General features: G+C 41.5%; 16 protein-coding genes. 1 reads left to right on the forward strand and 15 read right to left on the reverse strand.

The genetic code is table 11. The annotated features are described in order from the left end of the window. Positions 1–24: 24 nt before the first annotated feature. Positions 25–1,308, forward strand: coding sequence for an ankyrin repeat domain-containing protein (locus LC586_RS23910; protein WP_229487148.1), 1,284 nt, complete (start codon positions 25–27; stop codon positions 1,306–1,308). 662 nt (positions 1,309–1,970) lie between these two features. Here the strand turns inward: LC586_RS23910 and LC586_RS23915 are convergent. The 15 genes from LC586_RS23915 to hpsB all read right to left on the reverse strand — a co-directional run bounded on the left by LC586_RS23915 (position 1,971) and on the right by hpsB (position 17,900). Beyond that, on the reverse strand, positions 1,971–3,362 hold the full coding sequence (locus tag LC586_RS23915; protein WP_229487149.1) for a PP2C family protein-serine/threonine phosphatase: 1,392 nt from the start codon (positions 3,360–3,362) through the stop codon (positions 1,971–1,973). A gap of 742 nt (positions 3,363–4,104) precedes the next feature. Further along, positions 4,105–4,269 carry a hypothetical protein gene (locus tag LC586_RS23920; protein WP_229487150.1) on the reverse strand — a complete coding sequence of 55 codons (165 nt, stop codon included), beginning with the start codon at positions 4,267–4,269 and terminating at the stop codon, positions 4,105–4,107. Between the two features lie 137 nt (positions 4,270–4,406). Further along, complete coding sequence (gene ftsY, locus LC586_RS23925) at positions 4,407–6,068, reverse strand: signal recognition particle-docking protein FtsY (RefSeq protein WP_229487151.1); 1,662 nt, start codon at positions 6,066–6,068, stop codon at positions 4,407–4,409. Between the two features lie 190 nt (positions 6,069–6,258). Further along, positions 6,259–6,921: a transcription antitermination factor NusB gene (nusB, locus tag LC586_RS23930; RefSeq protein ID WP_229487152.1), complete on the reverse strand. Its 663-nt coding sequence runs from the start codon at positions 6,919–6,921 to the stop codon at positions 6,259–6,261. Between the two features lie 445 nt (positions 6,922–7,366). Further along, positions 7,367–8,131 carry a DUF502 domain-containing protein gene (locus LC586_RS23935; RefSeq protein ID WP_229487153.1) on the reverse strand — a complete coding sequence of 255 codons (765 nt, stop codon included), beginning with the start codon at positions 8,129–8,131 and terminating at the stop codon, positions 7,367–7,369. A 490-nt stretch (positions 8,132–8,621) separates the two neighbouring features. Continuing rightward, positions 8,622–9,530, reverse strand: a complete 909-nt coding sequence (locus tag LC586_RS23940) for a glycosyltransferase family 2 protein (RefSeq protein ID WP_229487154.1) — start codon at positions 9,528–9,530, stop codon at positions 8,622–8,624. Positions 9,531–9,656: 126 nt separating this feature from the next. Beyond that, the gene (hpsJ-B, locus tag LC586_RS23945) at positions 9,657–10,496 is read right to left on the reverse strand and encodes a hormogonium polysaccharide biosynthesis protein HpsJ (RefSeq protein ID WP_229487155.1); all 840 of its coding nucleotides are present in this window, start codon (positions 10,494–10,496) and stop codon (positions 9,657–9,659) included. 364 nt (positions 10,497–10,860) lie between these two features. Further along, a complete protein-coding gene (locus LC586_RS23950) occupies positions 10,861–11,508 on the reverse strand; it encodes a TIGR04282 family arsenosugar biosynthesis glycosyltransferase (protein WP_229487156.1) in 648 nt (215 codons plus the stop codon). Between the two features lie 32 nt (positions 11,509–11,540). Beyond that, entirely contained in the window at positions 11,541–12,104 is a 564-nt protein-coding gene (locus LC586_RS23955) for a pilus assembly FimT family protein (protein WP_229487157.1), read from the reverse strand. Next, a complete protein-coding gene (locus LC586_RS23960) occupies positions 12,070–13,146 on the reverse strand; it encodes a glycosyltransferase (protein ID WP_229487158.1) in 1,077 nt (358 codons plus the stop codon). Before LC586_RS23960 ends, LC586_RS23955 begins: the two co-directional genes overlap by 35 nt. Beyond that, a complete protein-coding gene (gene hpsE, locus LC586_RS23965) occupies positions 13,143–14,141 on the reverse strand; it encodes a hormogonium polysaccharide biosynthesis glycosyltransferase HpsE (protein WP_229487159.1) in 999 nt (332 codons plus the stop codon). Before hpsE (LC586_RS23965) ends, LC586_RS23960 begins: the two co-directional genes overlap by 4 nt. 9 nt (positions 14,142–14,150) lie before the next feature. Then, on the reverse strand, positions 14,151–15,119 hold the full coding sequence (hpsE, locus tag LC586_RS23970; protein WP_229487160.1) for a hormogonium polysaccharide biosynthesis glycosyltransferase HpsE: 969 nt from the start codon (positions 15,117–15,119) through the stop codon (positions 14,151–14,153). A 191-nt stretch (positions 15,120–15,310) separates the two neighbouring features. Beyond that, complete coding sequence (locus LC586_RS23975; RefSeq protein WP_229487161.1) at positions 15,311–16,030, reverse strand: prepilin-type N-terminal cleavage/methylation domain-containing protein; 720 nt, start codon at positions 16,028–16,030, stop codon at positions 15,311–15,313. A gap of 38 nt (positions 16,031–16,068) precedes the next feature. Then, a complete protein-coding gene (hpsC, locus tag LC586_RS23980; RefSeq protein ID WP_229487162.1) occupies positions 16,069–17,064 on the reverse strand; it encodes a hormogonium polysaccharide secretion pseudopilin HpsC in 996 nt (331 codons plus the stop codon). Positions 17,065–17,129: 65 nt separating this feature from the next. Beyond that, on the reverse strand, positions 17,130–17,900 hold the full coding sequence (hpsB, locus tag LC586_RS23985) for a hormogonium polysaccharide secretion pseudopilin HpsB (RefSeq protein ID WP_229487163.1): 771 nt from the start codon (positions 17,898–17,900) through the stop codon (positions 17,130–17,132). Positions 17,901–17,965 lie beyond the last annotated feature (65 nt).

Raw genomic sequence — 17,965 nt, forward strand, 5'->3', positions numbered from 1 at the left:
AACCCCCTGTGTGGGATCTCATCCATGATTGAAAACAACGATACTTTGCTGCTACAAGCAGCTAAAAATGGGGATATTAAGCATCTGAGTGCGCTACTGGCTGCTGGTGCGAGGGTGGACGCGTGCGATCGCCAAGGCACCACGGCGTTAATGTTTGCTGCTAATTTAGGCTATACCGAAATTGTGCGATCGCTGCTAGATGCTGGGGCAAATATCAACTTGCCCAGAAAACTCTATGGTTTGACGGCTTTGATGTTGGCGGCTAGTGCCAAACAGCTTGACATTTTGCAGCTTTTACTATCCAAAGGTGCTGATGTCAATGCCACTAATGAAGATGGCAGCACAGCTTTAATGGCAGCTGTAGTTAAAGGTCATGTCGATGTAGTGCGAGTCTTATTGGCTGCTGGTGCAAAGGTGAATATCGCAGATAAAGATGATGATACTGCGTTGAAACTCGCCGTTAAGCAGGGACAAATAGAAGTTTTACAAGCAATTCTCCAAACTGGTGTCGATGTCAATATCCGAGATGAGGAAGGTGAGACACTCTTAACATTAGCGGCAGATTTGGGACATCTGGAGGTTGTGGAAGCACTGCTAGCGGCAGGGGCTGATGTGAATGTGAAAAACGCCGATGGTGGAACTGCCCTATCGGCAGCATCTGCTGCTGGACATAGTGCGATCGCAGCAGCTTTACTAAATCAAGGTGCTGAAATTAATCTCCAAGACCAAGATGGTGAAACAGCCCTACACCTTGCCGTTGTGGAAGGCTACATTGATGTTGTGCAAGTCTTACTTAACAGGGGTGCAGATGTCCAAATTAGGAACCACCTGGGTGATACGCCACTGCTTGTAGCAGCATTGCAGGGACACAGCCATATCGTCGAAGCATTGCTGCGTTCCGGGGCAGATATTACTGAGAAGAACCTCGGTGAAGTACCTTTGACGCTGGCTGCATCACAGGGACACACCCAAACAGTAAAAGTACTGCTAGAGTATGGTGCTGATGTCAACACTGCGAGCGATGATGGCAAAACTGCTTTGATCAAGGCAACCGAACGCAAACACACGGAGATAATACATTTGTTGCTGGCAAATGGGGCAGATGTGAATTTTCAAGACTCAGCGAAGGCAACAGCATTGATATGGGCTGCTTCAGCAGGTTACGGCGAAATTGTGCAGTTATTACTGCAAGCTGGGGCAGATGTGAATTTGAAAAACCGGGGTGGTTATACTGCTTTAATGATTGCAGAATTTAATGGTTACAAAAATGTGGCGCGGAGTCTGCAAAAAGCTGGGGCGCAAGAATAGCCATTTGAATTCTTTAACTACAGCGCTTACCATTCAGATGCCGTACAACATTATATCGCAAGGTGTAGGGGCACGGCAGTGCCGTGCCCTTACGGATATACCTCACGTAAACGAGAAGCGCTATAAAATATTTTCAGAAATATGTTGACAAATCAATAAATGAAGGTTATTTCCTTAAATACCAGAGAGATTTAAAAAATCAAGTCCGGGCGAAAGAAACAAAGAAAGCAAAACTCCGTCGTAGCTGTTGTGAACTTGCTACGGCGGAGAAAAGAAAATTAAAGCGACAAGAGGGAGCAGGCGAAATGCTTGCGCCACAAGGATAGAAAGAAAGCAAAAATGAAGAAGTAAATTTACCTTTTACTTTTTACCTTGTACCTTTTACCTAGTCTCCCCCTTGGCGTTTCCTACTGTGCTAGATGTGCAAAATATATAGTTTTTACTTTAAGAGAAAAGTATTGTAACGATCATTTTTTATGTATCCTCCTAAAGGCTGAATACAAACGAATCCTGAAAAAAGGCTGATGTGCGACCATTTGGGCGATCGCTACGGAAATTAAAAGAAAAAATAAATAAAAAATTAAATTTAGTAGAATTACTCTAGTGAATCCCTAGTCACCATCGGTTTAATCATGACTTGAGCAAGCAAAAATGGCTAATGATTATAAAATTTGCAGAACAACTAGTGTCATATCATCAGTGTTTTGCTTATCAGCACCAATGAATTGCTCAACTTGGTCAAATAGGTAATCCACAATCTCCTCTGGGCCATTGCAGTACTTGCAAGCCGTATTGAAGCCAGCGACAAAGTTATCTTCATCGAAGCGATCGCCACCAGCAGCAGCAGCATCGGTCAAGCCATCTGTATAGTAAATAATTGTATCCCCAGGCTCTAATTGTGCCTGGGCATCTTCATATTGGCTGTTAGCATCCAAACCGATTAGCATTCCTAGAGTATCTAAACGGCTGACAGTTTTCGTGGCTGCGTGCCACCACAAGGGAGGATTGTGTGCCGCATTGCTATAAGACAAAATTCGGCTGTGGGGATTATATTCTGAATAAAATAGCGTTACAAAGCGGTGGGAATTTTCCAAATCCGCATACATAACTCTATTTAAGTTTTGTAGAATTCCGGCTGGGGAATTACCATGTAGTACTTCTCCCCGTAACATTCCCCGCATCATTGTCATAATCAGCCCAGCCGGAACACCTTTGCCCATGACATCTCCAATAACCAAACCCCAGCGACTATTTTCCGTGCTGTCTTTGGTTTTGGGCTGAATCTTATTGTGATTGGTAGCAATAAAGTCATAGTAATCTCCGCCGACGCGATTGGCAGGTTTACAACGTGCCGCCAGGACTGCACCAGGAATTATGGGGCATTGACGTGGCAAAAGTCGCCGTTGAATTTCTGCGCCAATTTCTAGTTCTTGGTCTAGGCGTTCTTTTTTTCTTAGTTCTACAGCTAGTTCATCGTTTTCGATCGCAACGGCTGTTTGGTCTGCTACTAACCTAACTAACTTTTGCCTGGTTTCTGTCCAACTATATTCTGGATCGCGGCTCAAAACATAGAGCCATCCGCGTTCTGTATGCTTCACTAGAATCGCCGTACCAAAGATTTGCACATCTGGCCCCAGATAGCGATGCATCTGGTCATCCAAAATACCCGTGGCATTGGCTAGAGGGGCAGCATTGGGCAGAAGCGTGATTTGACTGCTGGCTATTTCTAGCGCTTTGCGGATATTTTTTCGCTGGCCACTATCTTGCCAATGTAACTGCTCTAATCTTACTTGACCATTAGGTTTGTAGAGAAACAGGGCGCTCCCGTCTGCATCTGTCACTCTTGTTGCCATCAGGGGGATCAGTTCCAAAAACTGATTCAAATTATTGAAACTTCTTAGGGCAAATCCTAAAGAACTGAGCAAATCTTGAATTTTGTTCTGTTCCCGGTGCAACCTTGCTACGAGTTCTTTGAGTGCTACGACTGGTGTGACATCTGTCGCGGCACTACTATTGTTGTCAATGGGTTGAGAGGGCAGTTGAGACACAGGCACAGGTACTATTGCACTTTATATTGGCAGATTTTAGATTACTTATAAATCTTTTGGCTTTGGCATTGCTAAACCATATTTAGACAAGACTTGTCACTTTAGCAAGAGTATAAAGACGTAACAGGCAAGTTTTATCAGTATTTTATTTGCTTATTGTATTTCTGATGGAATATTTGTAATTTTAAATCATGTATTTTTAGCCAAAAACCAATCCGTAAAAATTACTAGTTTCAGTGATAGTTAAGAAAGCTTTTCATTTTTTCATAACTTAATTACCAAAGCATATCTCTAAAGTCATAAAAATACTTTATTAAAAGAATAATTAATAACACTTTCAGAGTAACTGTTTGGGCAGAGGCAACTAGGAGACTGGAAGTTTTTTGAGTGAAAACCCCGATTTACTAGAGAAAATATTTGTAGATACTTTCGCAAGTAAGAGCTAAGAATACACCTGGGAGTGTTGAACCAACTTACTTACACCAATTCGCTTTTTGAGTTCACAGTGGACGATTTTCCGAAGTTCTGATAGTCAGAAGCTGTCCTTTTTCTGATGTCGGCGCTGGGCAAACAGATGATGCTTGTACTCCTAAATCTTAAGCAAGTTACGTGCAGTATGCAGTTTTGCCAACTCGCTAACGCAGTTCTTTCGATCTAAGAATACAAGTTGCCATAGCCAACACCAATCACCTGCAAAGGCAAACCCCCCCACAGTGCTGGACTTTGTGCTGGCTCCCCAACGCACTCCTCACCGCTCATACTGCTGTCCATCTTGCAATAGTTGTATTTGTGGGGGTGAGCGTTTCCCTTGCCCTTTAAATTGCTGCAAGATGGAAGCTTCCGGGGTTTTGTGTGTTGCGTCTAAATGCCCATTCAGACCATGAAAAAAGGCATTAGCTTGAAATTTTAGCAAAAGTTATCCATTTATTGTGACAAACTTATGATTTATAGGACTTGATCTGTTTCTAATGAGTTCAAGTGATAATACCAGATCAGTCATCCCTAAATTTATCAGTTGTCAAGAAAAATATTTAACTCCAAATTTTTCAGTTAGCCACTTAAGAGAGCTTCGACAAACTCATAGCTAGAAAAGGGGCGCAGGTCTTCAATTCCTTCGCCAGCACCAATAAAGCGAATGGGTAAACCTAGCTGTTGCACAACGGCAAGGGCAACGCCGCCTTTGGCTGTACCATCAAGCTTAGTTAAGACAACGCCACTTAATTGGGCAGCTTGGGAGAAAACTTCGGCTTGCCGCAGTCCATTTTGCCCTAAAGTGGCATCTAGAACCAAAAGAGATTCTACTTTGGCATTTGGGGCTTTTTTGTCGATAATTCGCCGGATTTTGCTGAGTTCGTCCATTAAATTTTTCTTATTTTGCAGTCGCCCAGCTGTATCTACCAGAAGTAATTCGGTTTGACGCGCTTGGGCGGCTGCGATCGCATCAAATACAACTGCCGCCGGATCTGTATTCTTTCCCGGATTGGAAATTACTTCCACACCGCTTCTACTACCCCAAACCTTCACCTGTTCCACGGCGGCGGCTCGGAAGGTGTCTGCTGCTCCAATCAAGCATTTATAACCAGATTTTTGTCCGAGATGGGCAATTTTACCGATGGTGGTGGTTTTACCGGCACCATTTACCCCAGTGATTAACCAAATATTCAAGGTTTCTTTTTCTGGGGTAAAGATAGTTTTGTGGGATGCAATGCTTGGTGCATCCAGCATATCTCGGAGGATTTTTTTCAGATAAGCGATCGCTTCTTCAGGTGCAGTAACTTCTTCTCGAAGTTTTGTCTGTAGGGCATTGATAATAAAGTCTGTTGCTTCTACACCCACATCAGCTTGTAGGAGCAATGCCTCAATTTCTGTCACAGCAGCTTGGTTTAGCGGCCCTTGACCAACGATCGCCTTCAGTTGGTTAAGAATGCTACGACGAGTTTTATCTAACCCTTGCCGGAGCTTTTTCAGCCAGGTAATTTCTTCAATAGAAACGTCTTCTGGACTTCTACCTTGAGCTGCTAAAACTTTCGCCGACCAGACAAACCCATCATCAAATACCAGTCCAGGAATTTCCTCTCCTGTCTCTGAAGTTGCAGCTACTGACTGTACTACCTCTGGTTCTGGAACTTCAATGGCGGTGGCCATTAGTTGTTCCAGCTTGGCTTGCCGTTCTGCCGCCGCCCGTTCTAAGAAGGATAGTGCTGTTGGCTGTGTTGCCTCTGGCGTAGCTACTGGTTCGGTGGGCGTTGGTTCAGCTTCATTTGCCGTGAGTTCTGGGCTGGAGACATGTTGATCAGCAATTGCTGCCACTGAGGAATCTTCTGTGCTTTCTTCCTCAGTAGCAACTTGGATAACTTCTGGCTGTGCTGTTTCTACGGTTGTACTAACAGGTTCCTCAATTGCTTCTGGTTCGGTAATTTCCCCAATTGCCGTTTCTGCGGTTTCAGGTTGTGCTAATGCTGGTGAGGCATCTGCTGAATCAGCCGGGGTTTCTACTACCTCGGCTTGTTGTTTTTGCTGAATATTTTTGTAAGCAGCTTTAGCAAACGCTAACAAGTCTGTCGTTGTGTCTGGTGCAGTTTCAGGAGTTGGTGTTGACGTTTCGGCTGGCTCTGGCTGAGGTTCTTGTGCAGGAGGAGTTTCTTCCTGTTTCTTATCAGAGGGAGTGTCAGAGGAATCGTTATATTTACGACGGAACCAATTAAAAACCATTGCAGCAGTATTAGTTATATGAGTTATAAGTTATAAGTTATGAGTTTAATTTAACTTGGGGCATTGGGAATTGGGCATTGGGCATTGGGCATTGGTTATTAATTCTTGTCCCTCACTCCCTCACTCCCTCACTCCCTTGTCTCCCCCTGCTCCCTCATCTCCCTCATCCCCCTCATCCCCCTCATCCCCCTCACTTTGGCAAGTAAAAAAGGCTATGCTGTTTTTTCTGCTCAGTTACTCGGCGCAAAACACCGTTAATAAACCGATGACCATCGTCTCCACTGTAGCGTTTGGCTAGCTCTACAGCTTCGTTGATGGCTATACTGTCTGGAACTCCTAAGAACTTCATTTCAGCCACAGCGATTTGCAAGATATCGCGGTCAATTTGAGCGAGGCGAGTTACTTGCCAATCTACTAAGGCAGTAGAAAGGAGTTCATCTATAATCTGTCGATTTTCGTTGACGGTAATCACAAGCTCTTTAGCGTAATTCCGTACTCCCTTATCCTGATTAGCTAACTGAATCAATACTGGGAAATCAACTGCCGTACCCAACTGATTGATTGCTGTCTGGGTGCAGGCGATCGCTTCTTGCAGCATTGTTCTGGCACTATTGAGGTCGGAGGCCCGAGTTTGGCTACTTAAAAGGCGATCGTTACTGCGTTGCAGTTCACCTGCGGCATTATCGAGGGTATCTTGCACTTCTGAGGTCAGAGTGCGTACTGCTCCTAGCACCAACTTGGATACTAGTTGATCGTCTTCCAATTTATCTAATTTCTTTGGGTTGACTGGCAATTGGCTAAGGCTTAAAAGCGCCAATTCACGAGCAATTTGCTGGGGTTTACGAGGTTGCATAAAACGAGGGGTGATTGGGCGAGAACTGATTAACTAGACGGGACAAACTTACTATAATATCAATTTTTGCACAGTCAAACAACAACATTACGCATTTGCTTGTGACTATGCCAGATTGATTTTGAAGAAGAATACAGAATACAGAACAAGAAAGTGGGGGATTCAGACCCGCCACTAAATTGTAGACCACCAAATTTTCATTTACGCGCGAGTGTTTCACCGTTTATTCAGACGCTCTTGCTAGCTTGCTTCTTTGCAGAAGTACGAGTACTAGCTAATGCTGCGCTATCCGCCAGTGGTCACTAAGCTTGCGTTGCCCTGAGCTTTGTCGTTCGCGCAGCGTCTCGTAGAGAAGGGTCGAACTGTCACACACAATTCAATTCTGAATTCTGAATTCTGACGCCTTGGCGGAGCGTCTCCGGCTCCGCTCCTGAATTCTGTTTTGTTAAATTTCTTCAACGGGAATAACCTGCTGCTTGATTTCGTTGTGTTTCACTTCCAGCGTGGACTCTTTGGGGAAAACCAAGGGCGTATTGGGGGCGACAATGCCACCTGATACAACTATTTTAAAAGCGTCTTCAATCGACATGGAGAGGTTTACCACCTCATCTTCAGGAACTACTGCGTACCATCCGGTAGTGGGATTGGGGGTAGTAGGTATAAAAACACTTAGCACGGGGCGAGGCATCTGGGCTTGGATATCACTACTGATTGCACCAGTAACAAAGGCGATCGCCCAAATTCCTCGACGGGGATACTCTACCAAAATTACACGGCGAAACTTGCCATTAGAATCTTTTAGTATTGTTTCTAAAAGCTGCTTAAGGGTTTTGTATACCTGTCCCGCTAAAGGAATTGCCTGTAATAATCGCTCACCAAAATCTAACAACCACCGACCAGCAATATTGCGAGCCATCAAGCCCATCAATAAAATACTTAGTAGTGGTACAGCCAACCCTACTAATAAATTCAGTAAATTTACTAAAATTGGGTTTAACCCATCAAAGGGATTCAGTTGTTTGGGAATTTGGGTGAGGAAGTTGATTACCCAAGTAGCAATGGTAATCGTTAGCCAGATAGTGGTTGCTAGGGGAATTACTACCAACAAACCAGCGATCAGGTCGTTTTTTAAGTCCTGTTTTAGGCGTTCGATTACCAAGCCCCGATTCTCCTGTTTTAAGCTAGAGGAACTTATGTTATTGGTATTCATACCAGCAGATTTGTCAAATTCCGAAGACTTTAACTTTAGGCAGTTTCTACCGCAAGTAACTGTCCAAAACGCTAGCAGCTTGGCTGCTGACGCAAAAACACATACTTGTTGCTGGAAATCAGCTATTTTCCTACAAGCATACACATAGACATTAACCAATCTAATGCCGACTGGTTATTCTCAGAGGATGTCACTTTTCTTTATAAGACTTGTAAATGATTGTTGCAAGTCCTTAGGTATTACTAATCTACCGCGCTCAATCAAAAGCTGCTCATGATTGTGAAAGTACGAGTGGGTAAATAGAGGAATTATTTTATCTGGTCATTTGAGGAGGAGAGGCTTTTATGAAAATGTTCTGTTAAAAATATTAATTTATTATGGTAGTTTTTGTTTAGATGTAACACGCCGTAGATAGCACATCTGTGCTACCGTACTTCTAAAATTTTGCGATCGCGTACCCGTCCATCGTAGGCGATCGCTGCTTCAAATTTTAGGCCACATCAGCCTGTGTAGTTTCAGAATCCGCGCACTGTAACTGTTGTGTACTCTCCTGTGGCAGAATTGCTGTTGCGTCTAAATTAGGTTTTGGTAGATACTTCATTTCCCAGACTTTGAGCAAAATCAGATATTCGTAGAATGCCTGCAATGTACACCAAGCAATTCCGGCGCGTCCATCTAAGCAACCGCCTAAGAAAAAATACATATATACAAACCGTAGCAGAGGTCTGGCGGGTAAACGCAAAGACAAATCTTTCAGGGCGCGGCGTTTTTCGACTTCCGATTTGCCAAAGAATAAATCTTGCCAGTTGACCTTTCCCTCTTCTAGTTGATATAGCGTTTCTTGAGCTTCGTCTGTAGAATAACGGTTATGCTTGTCAATCCAGCGGCTCAATCCTTTGCTACAAGTGTAGTGTGGGTATGTCTCTTTTAAAAAGCTAGTTGCACCCTCACAAACTTCCCGTTCAGTATGACCATAGTCTGTAAACCAGACCTTACCGTGGCGGAAGAGGCGCATTTGGTAACGGGGATACTGTGTGCTGTAGCGAATCCAACGATTCATGAACATGACACGTTCAGCCACGTAGTAACCGATGTAGTCTGGACTCTGACTTGCCTTTTCGCATTCCGCGAACAGTTCTGGTGTCATGCGCTCGTCAGCTTCGAGAATATAAACCCATTCGTGCTTCGGGGGGATAGACTCTAACATCCAGGTGCGTTGGCGGCCGTGGCTTTCAAAAGCGTGTTGAATGACGCGGATGGGATAGCGACTGGCGATTTCCACAGTGCGATCGCTACTGCATGAATCGACAACAATAATGTCATCCGATAGCATCGCCGATTCGATACAAGCAGCAATATCTAACTCTTCGTTATATGTCAGGATGTAAATTGAGAACATTACCCAAGTTTTATAGCGATTTTACTAACTGATAATTGCCTTTTTATTGTTATTAGCTACTAGGCGCATGGCAGTATCAGCCGTCAGGAATTTTTGGATACGTTCTACTGCCATGCCGATAATGGATTAGCGTGCGGTAGCTCTAGGTTTACCACCTTGTACAGCACCCCTACCTCTTAAGCCTGTCCAGCCGATGATAATGTAACCAATGGACAACAGCAAACTGCTAATACCAATCCGCAGCCCAGACTTCCAAGCAGTATCTTTAGCTTGTTTCTCTGCTTCGTCTCTGCGCTGGCGAACTTGGCTCAGTTGTTGAGTTCGCAGCGTCTGAATATCTGTTTGTTGTTCGATAGCTTTGTCAAGTACTTGGGGATCTGTTTTAGCCTTCTTCAGTAACTCTTTGATATTTGCGGGAATTTGAGAGCTTTCAAGCGCTTGCTTATATCTTTGATCATCTTTGAGAATTTCACTAAACTGAGTTTTGGTTTGGGTTCGCAGTTGATTTAGTTGAGCTTTTCCTTGCTCAGTATTCAGTTGTGCTTGCAATTGCGATAACCGATTGTTCAGTTGAGTTTCTGCCTGATCTGCTTCTTGAGCGATGCGGTTGAGTGTTTGAGTCTTAGCTTGATTGACGTTATTAAGGTGCAGGGGAAAAATCAGCAAGAACATCAACCCCAAAATACTTGAGAGGATCACGGCGGGAAATCTTAAATCGATACCTTGGGGGCGATCTGCTGCATCAGCACTATCAATCCAATAGGCAGCAAACAGCAGTCCCAAACCTACGAGAGGCACAATTCCCCGATCAACTAGCGCTGTTGCTAAGTTGATTTGCCATACCCGATCTGTCGGTTGAAAGGGTAACAATAGAATAAAAAAGTCAACAAAAAAGGACAAAATGCAAATTATTCCAACTACCTTAAGTGTGAGGGCAGTACTCACGGAAGTAAAACGGTTAACCATAGTTTTTTGAACTGGCGGTGAATAGGAGTGATTTTCATATTTCAAGCTACTTGAATATTGTGCCTATGACTCTAACTGTTGTGTAGAAACATAAAGCAGAGGCATTACTGCTGAAGGCTCTCTGCCTCTTGGTTTTCAACTAGGCCACAGTAACATTTGTTATGTGCAGTGTCTTCAGGAAATTTGTGGTGTTTTAAGATACGAGCATAATGCAGGGCTGTAAGAAAAGACTCATTAATTACCTGATTTACCTTATTACAGTTCTCAATCGGTGGTAATTAGAAATTTTGTAGGGGCGCACAAATGTGCGCCCCTAGTGGGTTTTGTATCCATATAAAAATCGTTATATCTCCCTATATCTCACTTATTTTTCCATCTCCCTTGCAAGGGCTTGTTTCCAAATCGGCAGATCCTCCGGTCGGTCAACATCAGCTAAAGGCGACAAGTTCACGTATGATAAATTAAGTTTCTGGGCAATGTCCACGGTTTTCTGGAATACTTGAGCAGTTCCCCACTCGATGTTAACGAATAACTCCAAAATGGGTTGCCGCAAACCAATTAAGTAATATCCACCGTCGATCGCAGGGCCAAGTACGAGGTCAAAGGTGTGTAACTTCTCAAAGGCTGTCTCTAGAATCTGAGCATTGACTCCAGGACAATCAGTACCGATGATAATTACTTTTGTGGCATCAGATTGAAAAGCATCGAAAAGCGATCGCGCCATCCGCGAACCTAAATCCCCTTCACCTTGAGACTGGTAAACCAAATCCAACCCCAGCCAGTCTTGCATAAGTTGCGAATCCCCACCTGCAAATCTGACTTCCACAGATATGTCAATGGCTTTTTGCAATTCTTGAACTTGAAATATTGTATGTTCAGTCATTTCCCGTTGAAGATTGGCAGCACCAACTGTTCCCAAAGCAGGTATCAGTCTGGTTTTAGTCTTCCCTGGTTCTGGATAGCGAGTAAAAATAATCAGGTGCTGTTTTGAGCTTGCTGGTAAGTTCAGCACACAATACCTTATTTGAATAAACTAAGAATATCTTAATAGCAATACTTATTGTCTTTGGCTGTAGCATTATCTTTGCCCATTCGCATTGCTCCTAAAATCGTAGAAACAATCACGCAACGCTTAGTTTTACCGCCAGACTTACTCGATAGCGCTATCCGTCCTAAATCTTTAGCGTTACCTCTGTAGTCAAATCTAACTTCTTGTACAGTACTGAGTGATGGTTGGAAGTTTGTCTCAGAATCAAAGCGCACATTGGTATCTAAGTTATTCCAGTTAGCATCAGATGGGTTTACTGTAGCAGGATGAACCGCCCATTGAATAATGCCGTTTTGCTCACGAAAGCTGGCTTGCCAAGTCAATTTTTCCTTACTAGCTTGGCTTTGGGCTTGGCGCATAGCATAATAAACCTCGTTTTGGGCAGTGTTGAGGTGGCGAGTCTGCACAAAAGCCAGCCAGTTAGGTATTGCCAGCGTGGCTAATATACCAATTAATGAAACAACTACTAAAGTTTCTAATAGTGTAAAACCACTACTGGAGTCCTTATTCAAGAGATTTTTTGAATTAACTAGAGAGGGTAAATGCGCCCGGATATCCATTTTTGTCTTTTGATCGCTTTTCAACTACCCAGCCGTTGAGCAATGTTTCAGCTTCTTGCCTTCTTATTTCGCGCTGGTTAGTAATATTGTCCAGCAAGGTAGGCAGTATAAGAATTATGACAATTTTTAGTGACAGTTTTAAAGTGAAATTTATATTCTGAAGTCTTGAAGGGTCATGAATAAAATACTTCCACAAAAATATAGCAGCTGCTAGACCTTTTTTTTTATTAAACGGCTTTTGTAGCGCTTTGCAGACCAAGTATTTGTATAAATTTGCTAGGCTTATATTCCAACTATGCTTTAGTGTGGTTCGCCTAGCATCTCCTAGAGAGCGTCTTTGCTTGTACGCTCTCTCTAGCACTTGCAGGCAGGATTTTTCCTGTCTGACAAGATTGGAAGAAACGGAATTAGCACTTATGCGATATAAGATTTGTACAGATGGCACACATATAAAATCAAACTTAGAAGCTAATCGCAGCCACATATCCCAATCCTGAGCCGCACTTAAAGATTCATCAAAGCCACCTAATTTAATTAAAGCTTTTCTACAAATTAAAGGATTGGAACCATTCTCTAGAAAGTTATTTAGTAACAAATTTTCATAAACATTTCCATTTAGATTAATCCGCTTGCCTGAAAGTATAAATTCACCATTTGCATCAATATAATCAGTCCAACTGTAAGCAACTTTCGCAGTAACGTTTTCTTGCAGAATCTTTAACTGAGACTGAAGTTTATCAGGTGTCCAAAGATCATCTGCATCTAAGAAACTAACAAATTCTCCAACTGCAAGGTGTAGCCCTCGGTTACGACTAACGTTCCCGCCAGCATTAGGGTAAGAAAATACTTTTATTCGTGAGTCTTTAATTTCTGCAATAACTTCTATTGTTGAGTCTCGTGAACCATCATTTATTATAATTAACTCAAAATTAGTAAAAGTTTGCTTTAAGACAGATTGAATTGTTTCTTTAATAGTTTTTTCGCTATTGTAAGCTGGTATAATTACAGAAATAAATATTGTATTTAAAGTTGAGTTAATCATTTTGCATATTTATTTTTATTTTCTAAAATTTTGTCTAACTTCCACTTTAAAGAATAAAAAGGACTGATCATACTAGCCCAGTAAAAATTAATTTCAAAAAGTGCAATTAAATTACTTCTGGATTGACCTCGATACTTAATAATATGTTGTAATAGTCGGCGCAAATTTCCCAAGATAGTTTTAACTAAGAGTATTGGTTTTTGCCAATTTTTAGCATTGATCAAGCGCAACTGGAAAATACATAGACCACAGCCACGTGCTAGTACTAGTAAGTAGTCTTTTTCTAGCCGCCAATGTGGAATTTGATGATTAATATGCATTGCAGGATTGTACCAAATTTCCCAACCTGCTTTGTGTAAGTATAAGAGAGCTTCTGTATCATCTCCGCTCACCATCAATTTACTCAGTCTCCCCTTAAAAACTAATTCTTTAGGAACACTTTCACACCAAGCTTGCTTACGGACAACTAGCGCAGCACCAGGAGGAAGTCTTAAATTATCTGCATCAAATAAATATGGTTGTAGTCCGTGTTCCCTAATGGCTAGAAAGGCTTGGATTCTTGTAAAATCTTCTGGAGGGCTTACTTCAAAATCACCGTGGATTTGACCACTCCAGGCACCAGCTTGAGGATGCTCTTTGCCAAAAATATAAGACTGTAAAACCCAATCATTTGCTGGAAAATTATCATCATCTATGAATGCAATAAACTCGCCTCTAGCTTCATTTATAGCCCGCATTCTTGCGAATGCTATTCCCTGTTGTTTCTCTAAAAAGTACCTCAATGAAAAGTTTTGATTAGAAAATTTTTTATAAGACTCACTTACTTTATTTGTATCATCTTTACTATTATTATCAATAATAATAATTTCCCAATTCAAATTTGCTACTCCCGTCTGCTTGAGTAGCAAATCCATAACTTTTGGTAACCGATTTACTCCATTGTATGTAGGAATAGCTACAGTGAAATCTAAATTCTTAAGTTCATATTTATCCATCTTATTATTTTAATTATATTTTTTAGTTAAATAACCATTCTTCCAAAGATAAAAAGGACTAATTAAACTGCTTAAAAATAGTTGCATTTCACAAGCAGCAACTAAATCAGTTTTCAATCTAGTCCGGTATTTGAGTAGGTGTAAAGCAATTTTACGCAGGTCATTTATCATATAAGCTAAAAGAGCAACTGGTTTATATACATGTTTGACATTCACCATTCTAGTTACATAACGGCTAAGTCCAATGCCTCGAAAAAAGGGAATTAAATAGTCTTTTTGTAAGCGAAAATTTGGTATTTTGTGAGAAATTTCCATCTCTGGGTTATACCAAATTTCCCATCCTGATTTTTGGATGTAAGATAACATTTCTAAGTCTTCACTGGTAAGCATATTGCCTTTAGCTCTACCAGTTAAAATAGGCTTATCTGGTACACTTTCTAACCAGGCTTGTCTACGGACAACAAGTCCGGCAGATGGGGGTAGTAGTTTTTTAGCTGCTTCATATAATAGCGGTAAATTACCTCGCTCTGTAATTGCCAAAAATGGAGCAATTCGCTGAAAGTTTTCTGGTGGTTCTACTTCCCAGTCAGGATGAATTTGGCTACCATAAGCTCCCGCATTAGGATATTTTTCACCGAAACCATAAGCTGCGGATACCCAATTTGATACTGGGTAGTTGTCATCATCTAAAAAACCTATGAATCTACCTTTAGCTTCTGCAACTGCCCTTTTTCGGGCATAAGCTGCCCCCTGTTGTGCTTCAAAGCAATACTTTAAAGGGTAAGGACACCGCCAATTTTGTTGATAGGTTTGAACAACTTTAGCTGTGTTATCAGTGCTGTTATTGTCTACAACTATAATTTCCCAAGATAAATTTTCGGTGTGAAGTTGGTTTTGTAGCCGTTCTAATACTTCAGGCAAACGACTTTCACCGTTATAAGTTGGGATAGCTACAGTAAAGTCAAGGTTCTCAGTCATTTGACAAAAGGAATATTTGGATTAGGACGCTTTTTATATGTATGTTCAGCCAATGGCTAATTTATCAGCGACTCTTAAATAAATCTATCAAACATTAAAACTGCACCTGATGTTTTAATTTTGCGATCAACGTGCAGTTTTATGTACAGTGCGAATACGTATATTTGAATAAATATTACTACATAAATGGCTTAAGTGCATTTATCGTCTTTTGCTGTGAGCATTGAGCCTAAGAGAGTTTTCACAATGACGCATCGTTTTATGCTACTAGCCAATGTAGAATTTGTAGAGCTTGGTACTGCTACCACTATTTTTAACCCAGGTGGCTCTGTACCTGCTGGTACTGTTCCAAAGTCTGGAGTTGGTAAAGTCAAAGCTCCCATATAGTCAAAGGTAATTTTTGTTGGCGTACTTGGGGGAGGGTAGGATACAGGAGAATTAGTAGTAGAATTGGCAGCGTTTTCACCACTGAGATTTGCACCTAGCAGTAATTTATCAGAGCTAACGCCTACATCCGCCCCTAAAGGTTTCCATGTAGGGATTCCAGGATTAGTACGATAAATAGCAACCTCTACATTTTGGGTTGTGGTATTTTTCTGAAAACTTACACTGTAGCTAAGTTTTTCGTTTTTAGCTTCGCGCTGTCCTTCTTGCAGTGCGGCTAAAACGGCGTCGTTAGCCTTATTTACCTTCTGTCGATTTACAAAGGCAAACCAACTAGGAGTTGCGATCGCTGCTAGAACTCCAATCATGAGGACTATGACTACTAATTCTATCAGGCTAAATCCGGCATCTTGTTGATTGTAGCAATCGCTATAGGGTCTATTTCCTAAATATTGCTGCTTTAGTTTTGTTTTTCGGCTGTGCAACTCGAAATAATCTAATAGTCTTAAACTAGGAATATTCTGCATAGTACCCTGTTTTTAGTAATCTTTGTCCAAGATAAAAGCTATTTGCTAAAGATGAAGCTGCTTCCTTGCACCTTAATGTTTCCACTCGGGAAATAACTAGATTTGTTGTCGGCATAACGTATTTTGCTTTCATCATTTTGTATTAGGCGAGCTTGTGCATTACCTCTTAAATAAACTTCAGCAGCACTTCTATTATTTCCGTCAGATGAATCTACACAAGCATAAAAGCCTCTTCTAACAAGGTTTGCTGCTGCTGGAACTTGTCTAAAGCCAGTAGAGCAAGTTACTGCTGCTGTCGCTGTTGGGGTTTCCTGTGTTATTTCTGTTTGATCTATAAAATCAACCAGAACCACGGGAACTTGATTGTAAGTGTCCCCTGCCAAACTATTTGTCCAACTATTCATTTTTTGCTCTAATGTTTTGCCTTTTTTTGACAAATCAAAAGCTTTAAAACCTTTATCTGGACATAGGCTATATTTTTCGGTAGTAAATCCAGGACAATCAGTTTTACCACTAGTATTTGCCACACCATCTTTAATTTGCCATCTGGCGATGCGGGCAGCTTGAGACCAGTTATTATTGTTAAAATTAGTGTCTTTAATTAAATAGTAAGCTACCAATGAGTATACAAATGAATCGTCTTTAAATTGAACTACGTTGGCAGCATTTTTAGTCTCAACAGCGTCTTTGGTAAATTCTCGCTTCCAAAATACTAGAATTGGAACCCCATCTGTTACCGGACGAATTTGAGAATTGATCGCTGCGATACCTACATCATCGTATATATATAGTGCTTGTTGGAGATCGCGAGTAATATAGTCGAGGGCTGCTTTAATTTCTTGCTCAGAGTTGGCTTTGGCTTGTTCCTGTCCATCAGTGTTTAAAACGCTGATCATAAAACCTAGCAACGGCGTAATTACTAGGAATGCGAGGATCATAGCCACGAGCAGTTCAATGAGAGTGAAGCCACTATTTTTGTTTTGCTTCTGAGAAGGTTTTAGCTGAGTACTTAACAGCCACCTCAGTATATTCATTTTGCCAAAATTTCTCCTTAGTGACGGATACTGAGTCATGAAATTATTTATGTTTGCTGGGTTAATTATTGACAACCACCAAGGCGATCGCACAAAGCGCTATAGGAGGGTTGACCCCTGACAATTTCAGTTGTTATTTCTACCAATGGTGCTTTGCGATCGCCTAATCCCCCACTAAATGTTGCTGCTTTTTTTCCATCCCTACCGGCAGTTAAACTACCAAATTCAGCATCTGAACGATATACCCGAACTCCCAAACGATAGCTTTGACCTTTATCAGCGTCGCTTGTGACAGCAACGCGAATAGCCTGAATGTAAAATAGATCGCTAGTACAGCTAGGATTAGCAAGGCTGCCATTTTTGTTAAAGCAATACAAAGTATTCTTGGTTGCGGTTGTGGGAGCTTTCTCAGTACTCACTAAATAGTCACTGGTTGAACTGGATACATTTCTAGTTGTACTAGGAGCTAATGTAACGGTGATTGCCGGATCTGAGATTGTTTTAGATTTAATAGCATCAATGAAGGCTTTAGCCGCTTCTGTTGCCAATTCTACCCGTCTAGCTTGGACACGAGTTCCTGTTGATATGACTAAGACAGGTGCGATCGCAGTTAGCAAAATAGTGACTAGAAGTATTGCTACCAGCGATTCAATGATTGTAAAACCAGACTCGCTTGACTGAGTATTATAACTTACGCACAAGAGATTTTCCAATTCCATTAAAAAGTGGACTTTTGAGTTTCTCGCTTTTTTAAGGTGGACTGGAATAAATCGAAAGTTCAGGTTTTTACTGCATAAACCTTGAGTAAATAATTTTGGTAATTGGTGCAGTTTCATGGTTAATTTATCAAAATTGGTGATTCCAATCGACGCTTAAACTTAATTAGGTTGATTAACTCTTT

Origin of the sequence: Nostoc favosum CHAB5714, assembly GCF_020829495.1 — a bacterium.
GTDB classification, from domain to species: domain Bacteria; phylum Cyanobacteriota; class Cyanobacteriia; order Cyanobacteriales; family Nostocaceae; genus Nostoc; species Nostoc favosum.

Coding starts and splice junctions, on each gene's coding strand:
- LC586_RS23940 (WP_229487154.1), bottom strand. CDS start 9,530: ATGTTCTCAATTTACATCCTGACATATAACGAAGAGTTAGATATTGCT.
- LC586_RS23955 (WP_229487157.1), bottom strand. CDS start 12,104: ATGGATATCCGGGCGCATTTACCCTCTCTAGTTAATTCAAAAAATCTC.
- ftsY (WP_229487151.1), bottom strand. CDS start 6,068: ATGGTTTTTAATTGGTTCCGTCGTAAATATAACGATTCCTCTGACACT.
- LC586_RS23910 (WP_229487148.1), top strand. CDS start 25: ATGATTGAAAACAACGATACTTTGCTGCTACAAGCAGCTAAAAATGGG.
- hpsC (WP_229487162.1), bottom strand. CDS start 17,064: ATGAATATACTGAGGTGGCTGTTAAGTACTCAGCTAAAACCTTCTCAG.
- LC586_RS23960 (WP_229487158.1), bottom strand. CDS start 13,146: ATGATTAACTCAACTTTAAATACAATATTTATTTCTGTAATTATACCA.
- LC586_RS23975 (WP_229487161.1), bottom strand. CDS start 16,030: ATGCAGAATATTCCTAGTTTAAGACTATTAGATTATTTCGAGTTGCAC.
- nusB (WP_229487152.1), bottom strand. CDS start 6,921: ATGCAACCTCGTAAACCCCAGCAAATTGCTCGTGAATTGGCGCTTTTA.
- hpsE (WP_229487159.1), bottom strand. CDS start 14,141: ATGGATAAATATGAACTTAAGAATTTAGATTTCACTGTAGCTATTCCT.
- hpsE (WP_229487160.1), bottom strand. CDS start 15,119: ATGACTGAGAACCTTGACTTTACTGTAGCTATCCCAACTTATAACGGT.
- LC586_RS23935 (WP_229487153.1), bottom strand. CDS start 8,131: ATGAATACCAATAACATAAGTTCCTCTAGCTTAAAACAGGAGAATCGG.
- hpsB (WP_229487163.1), bottom strand. CDS start 17,900: ATGAAACTGCACCAATTACCAAAATTATTTACTCAAGGTTTATGCAGT.
- hpsJ-B (WP_229487155.1), bottom strand. CDS start 10,496: ATGGTTAACCGTTTTACTTCCGTGAGTACTGCCCTCACACTTAAGGTA.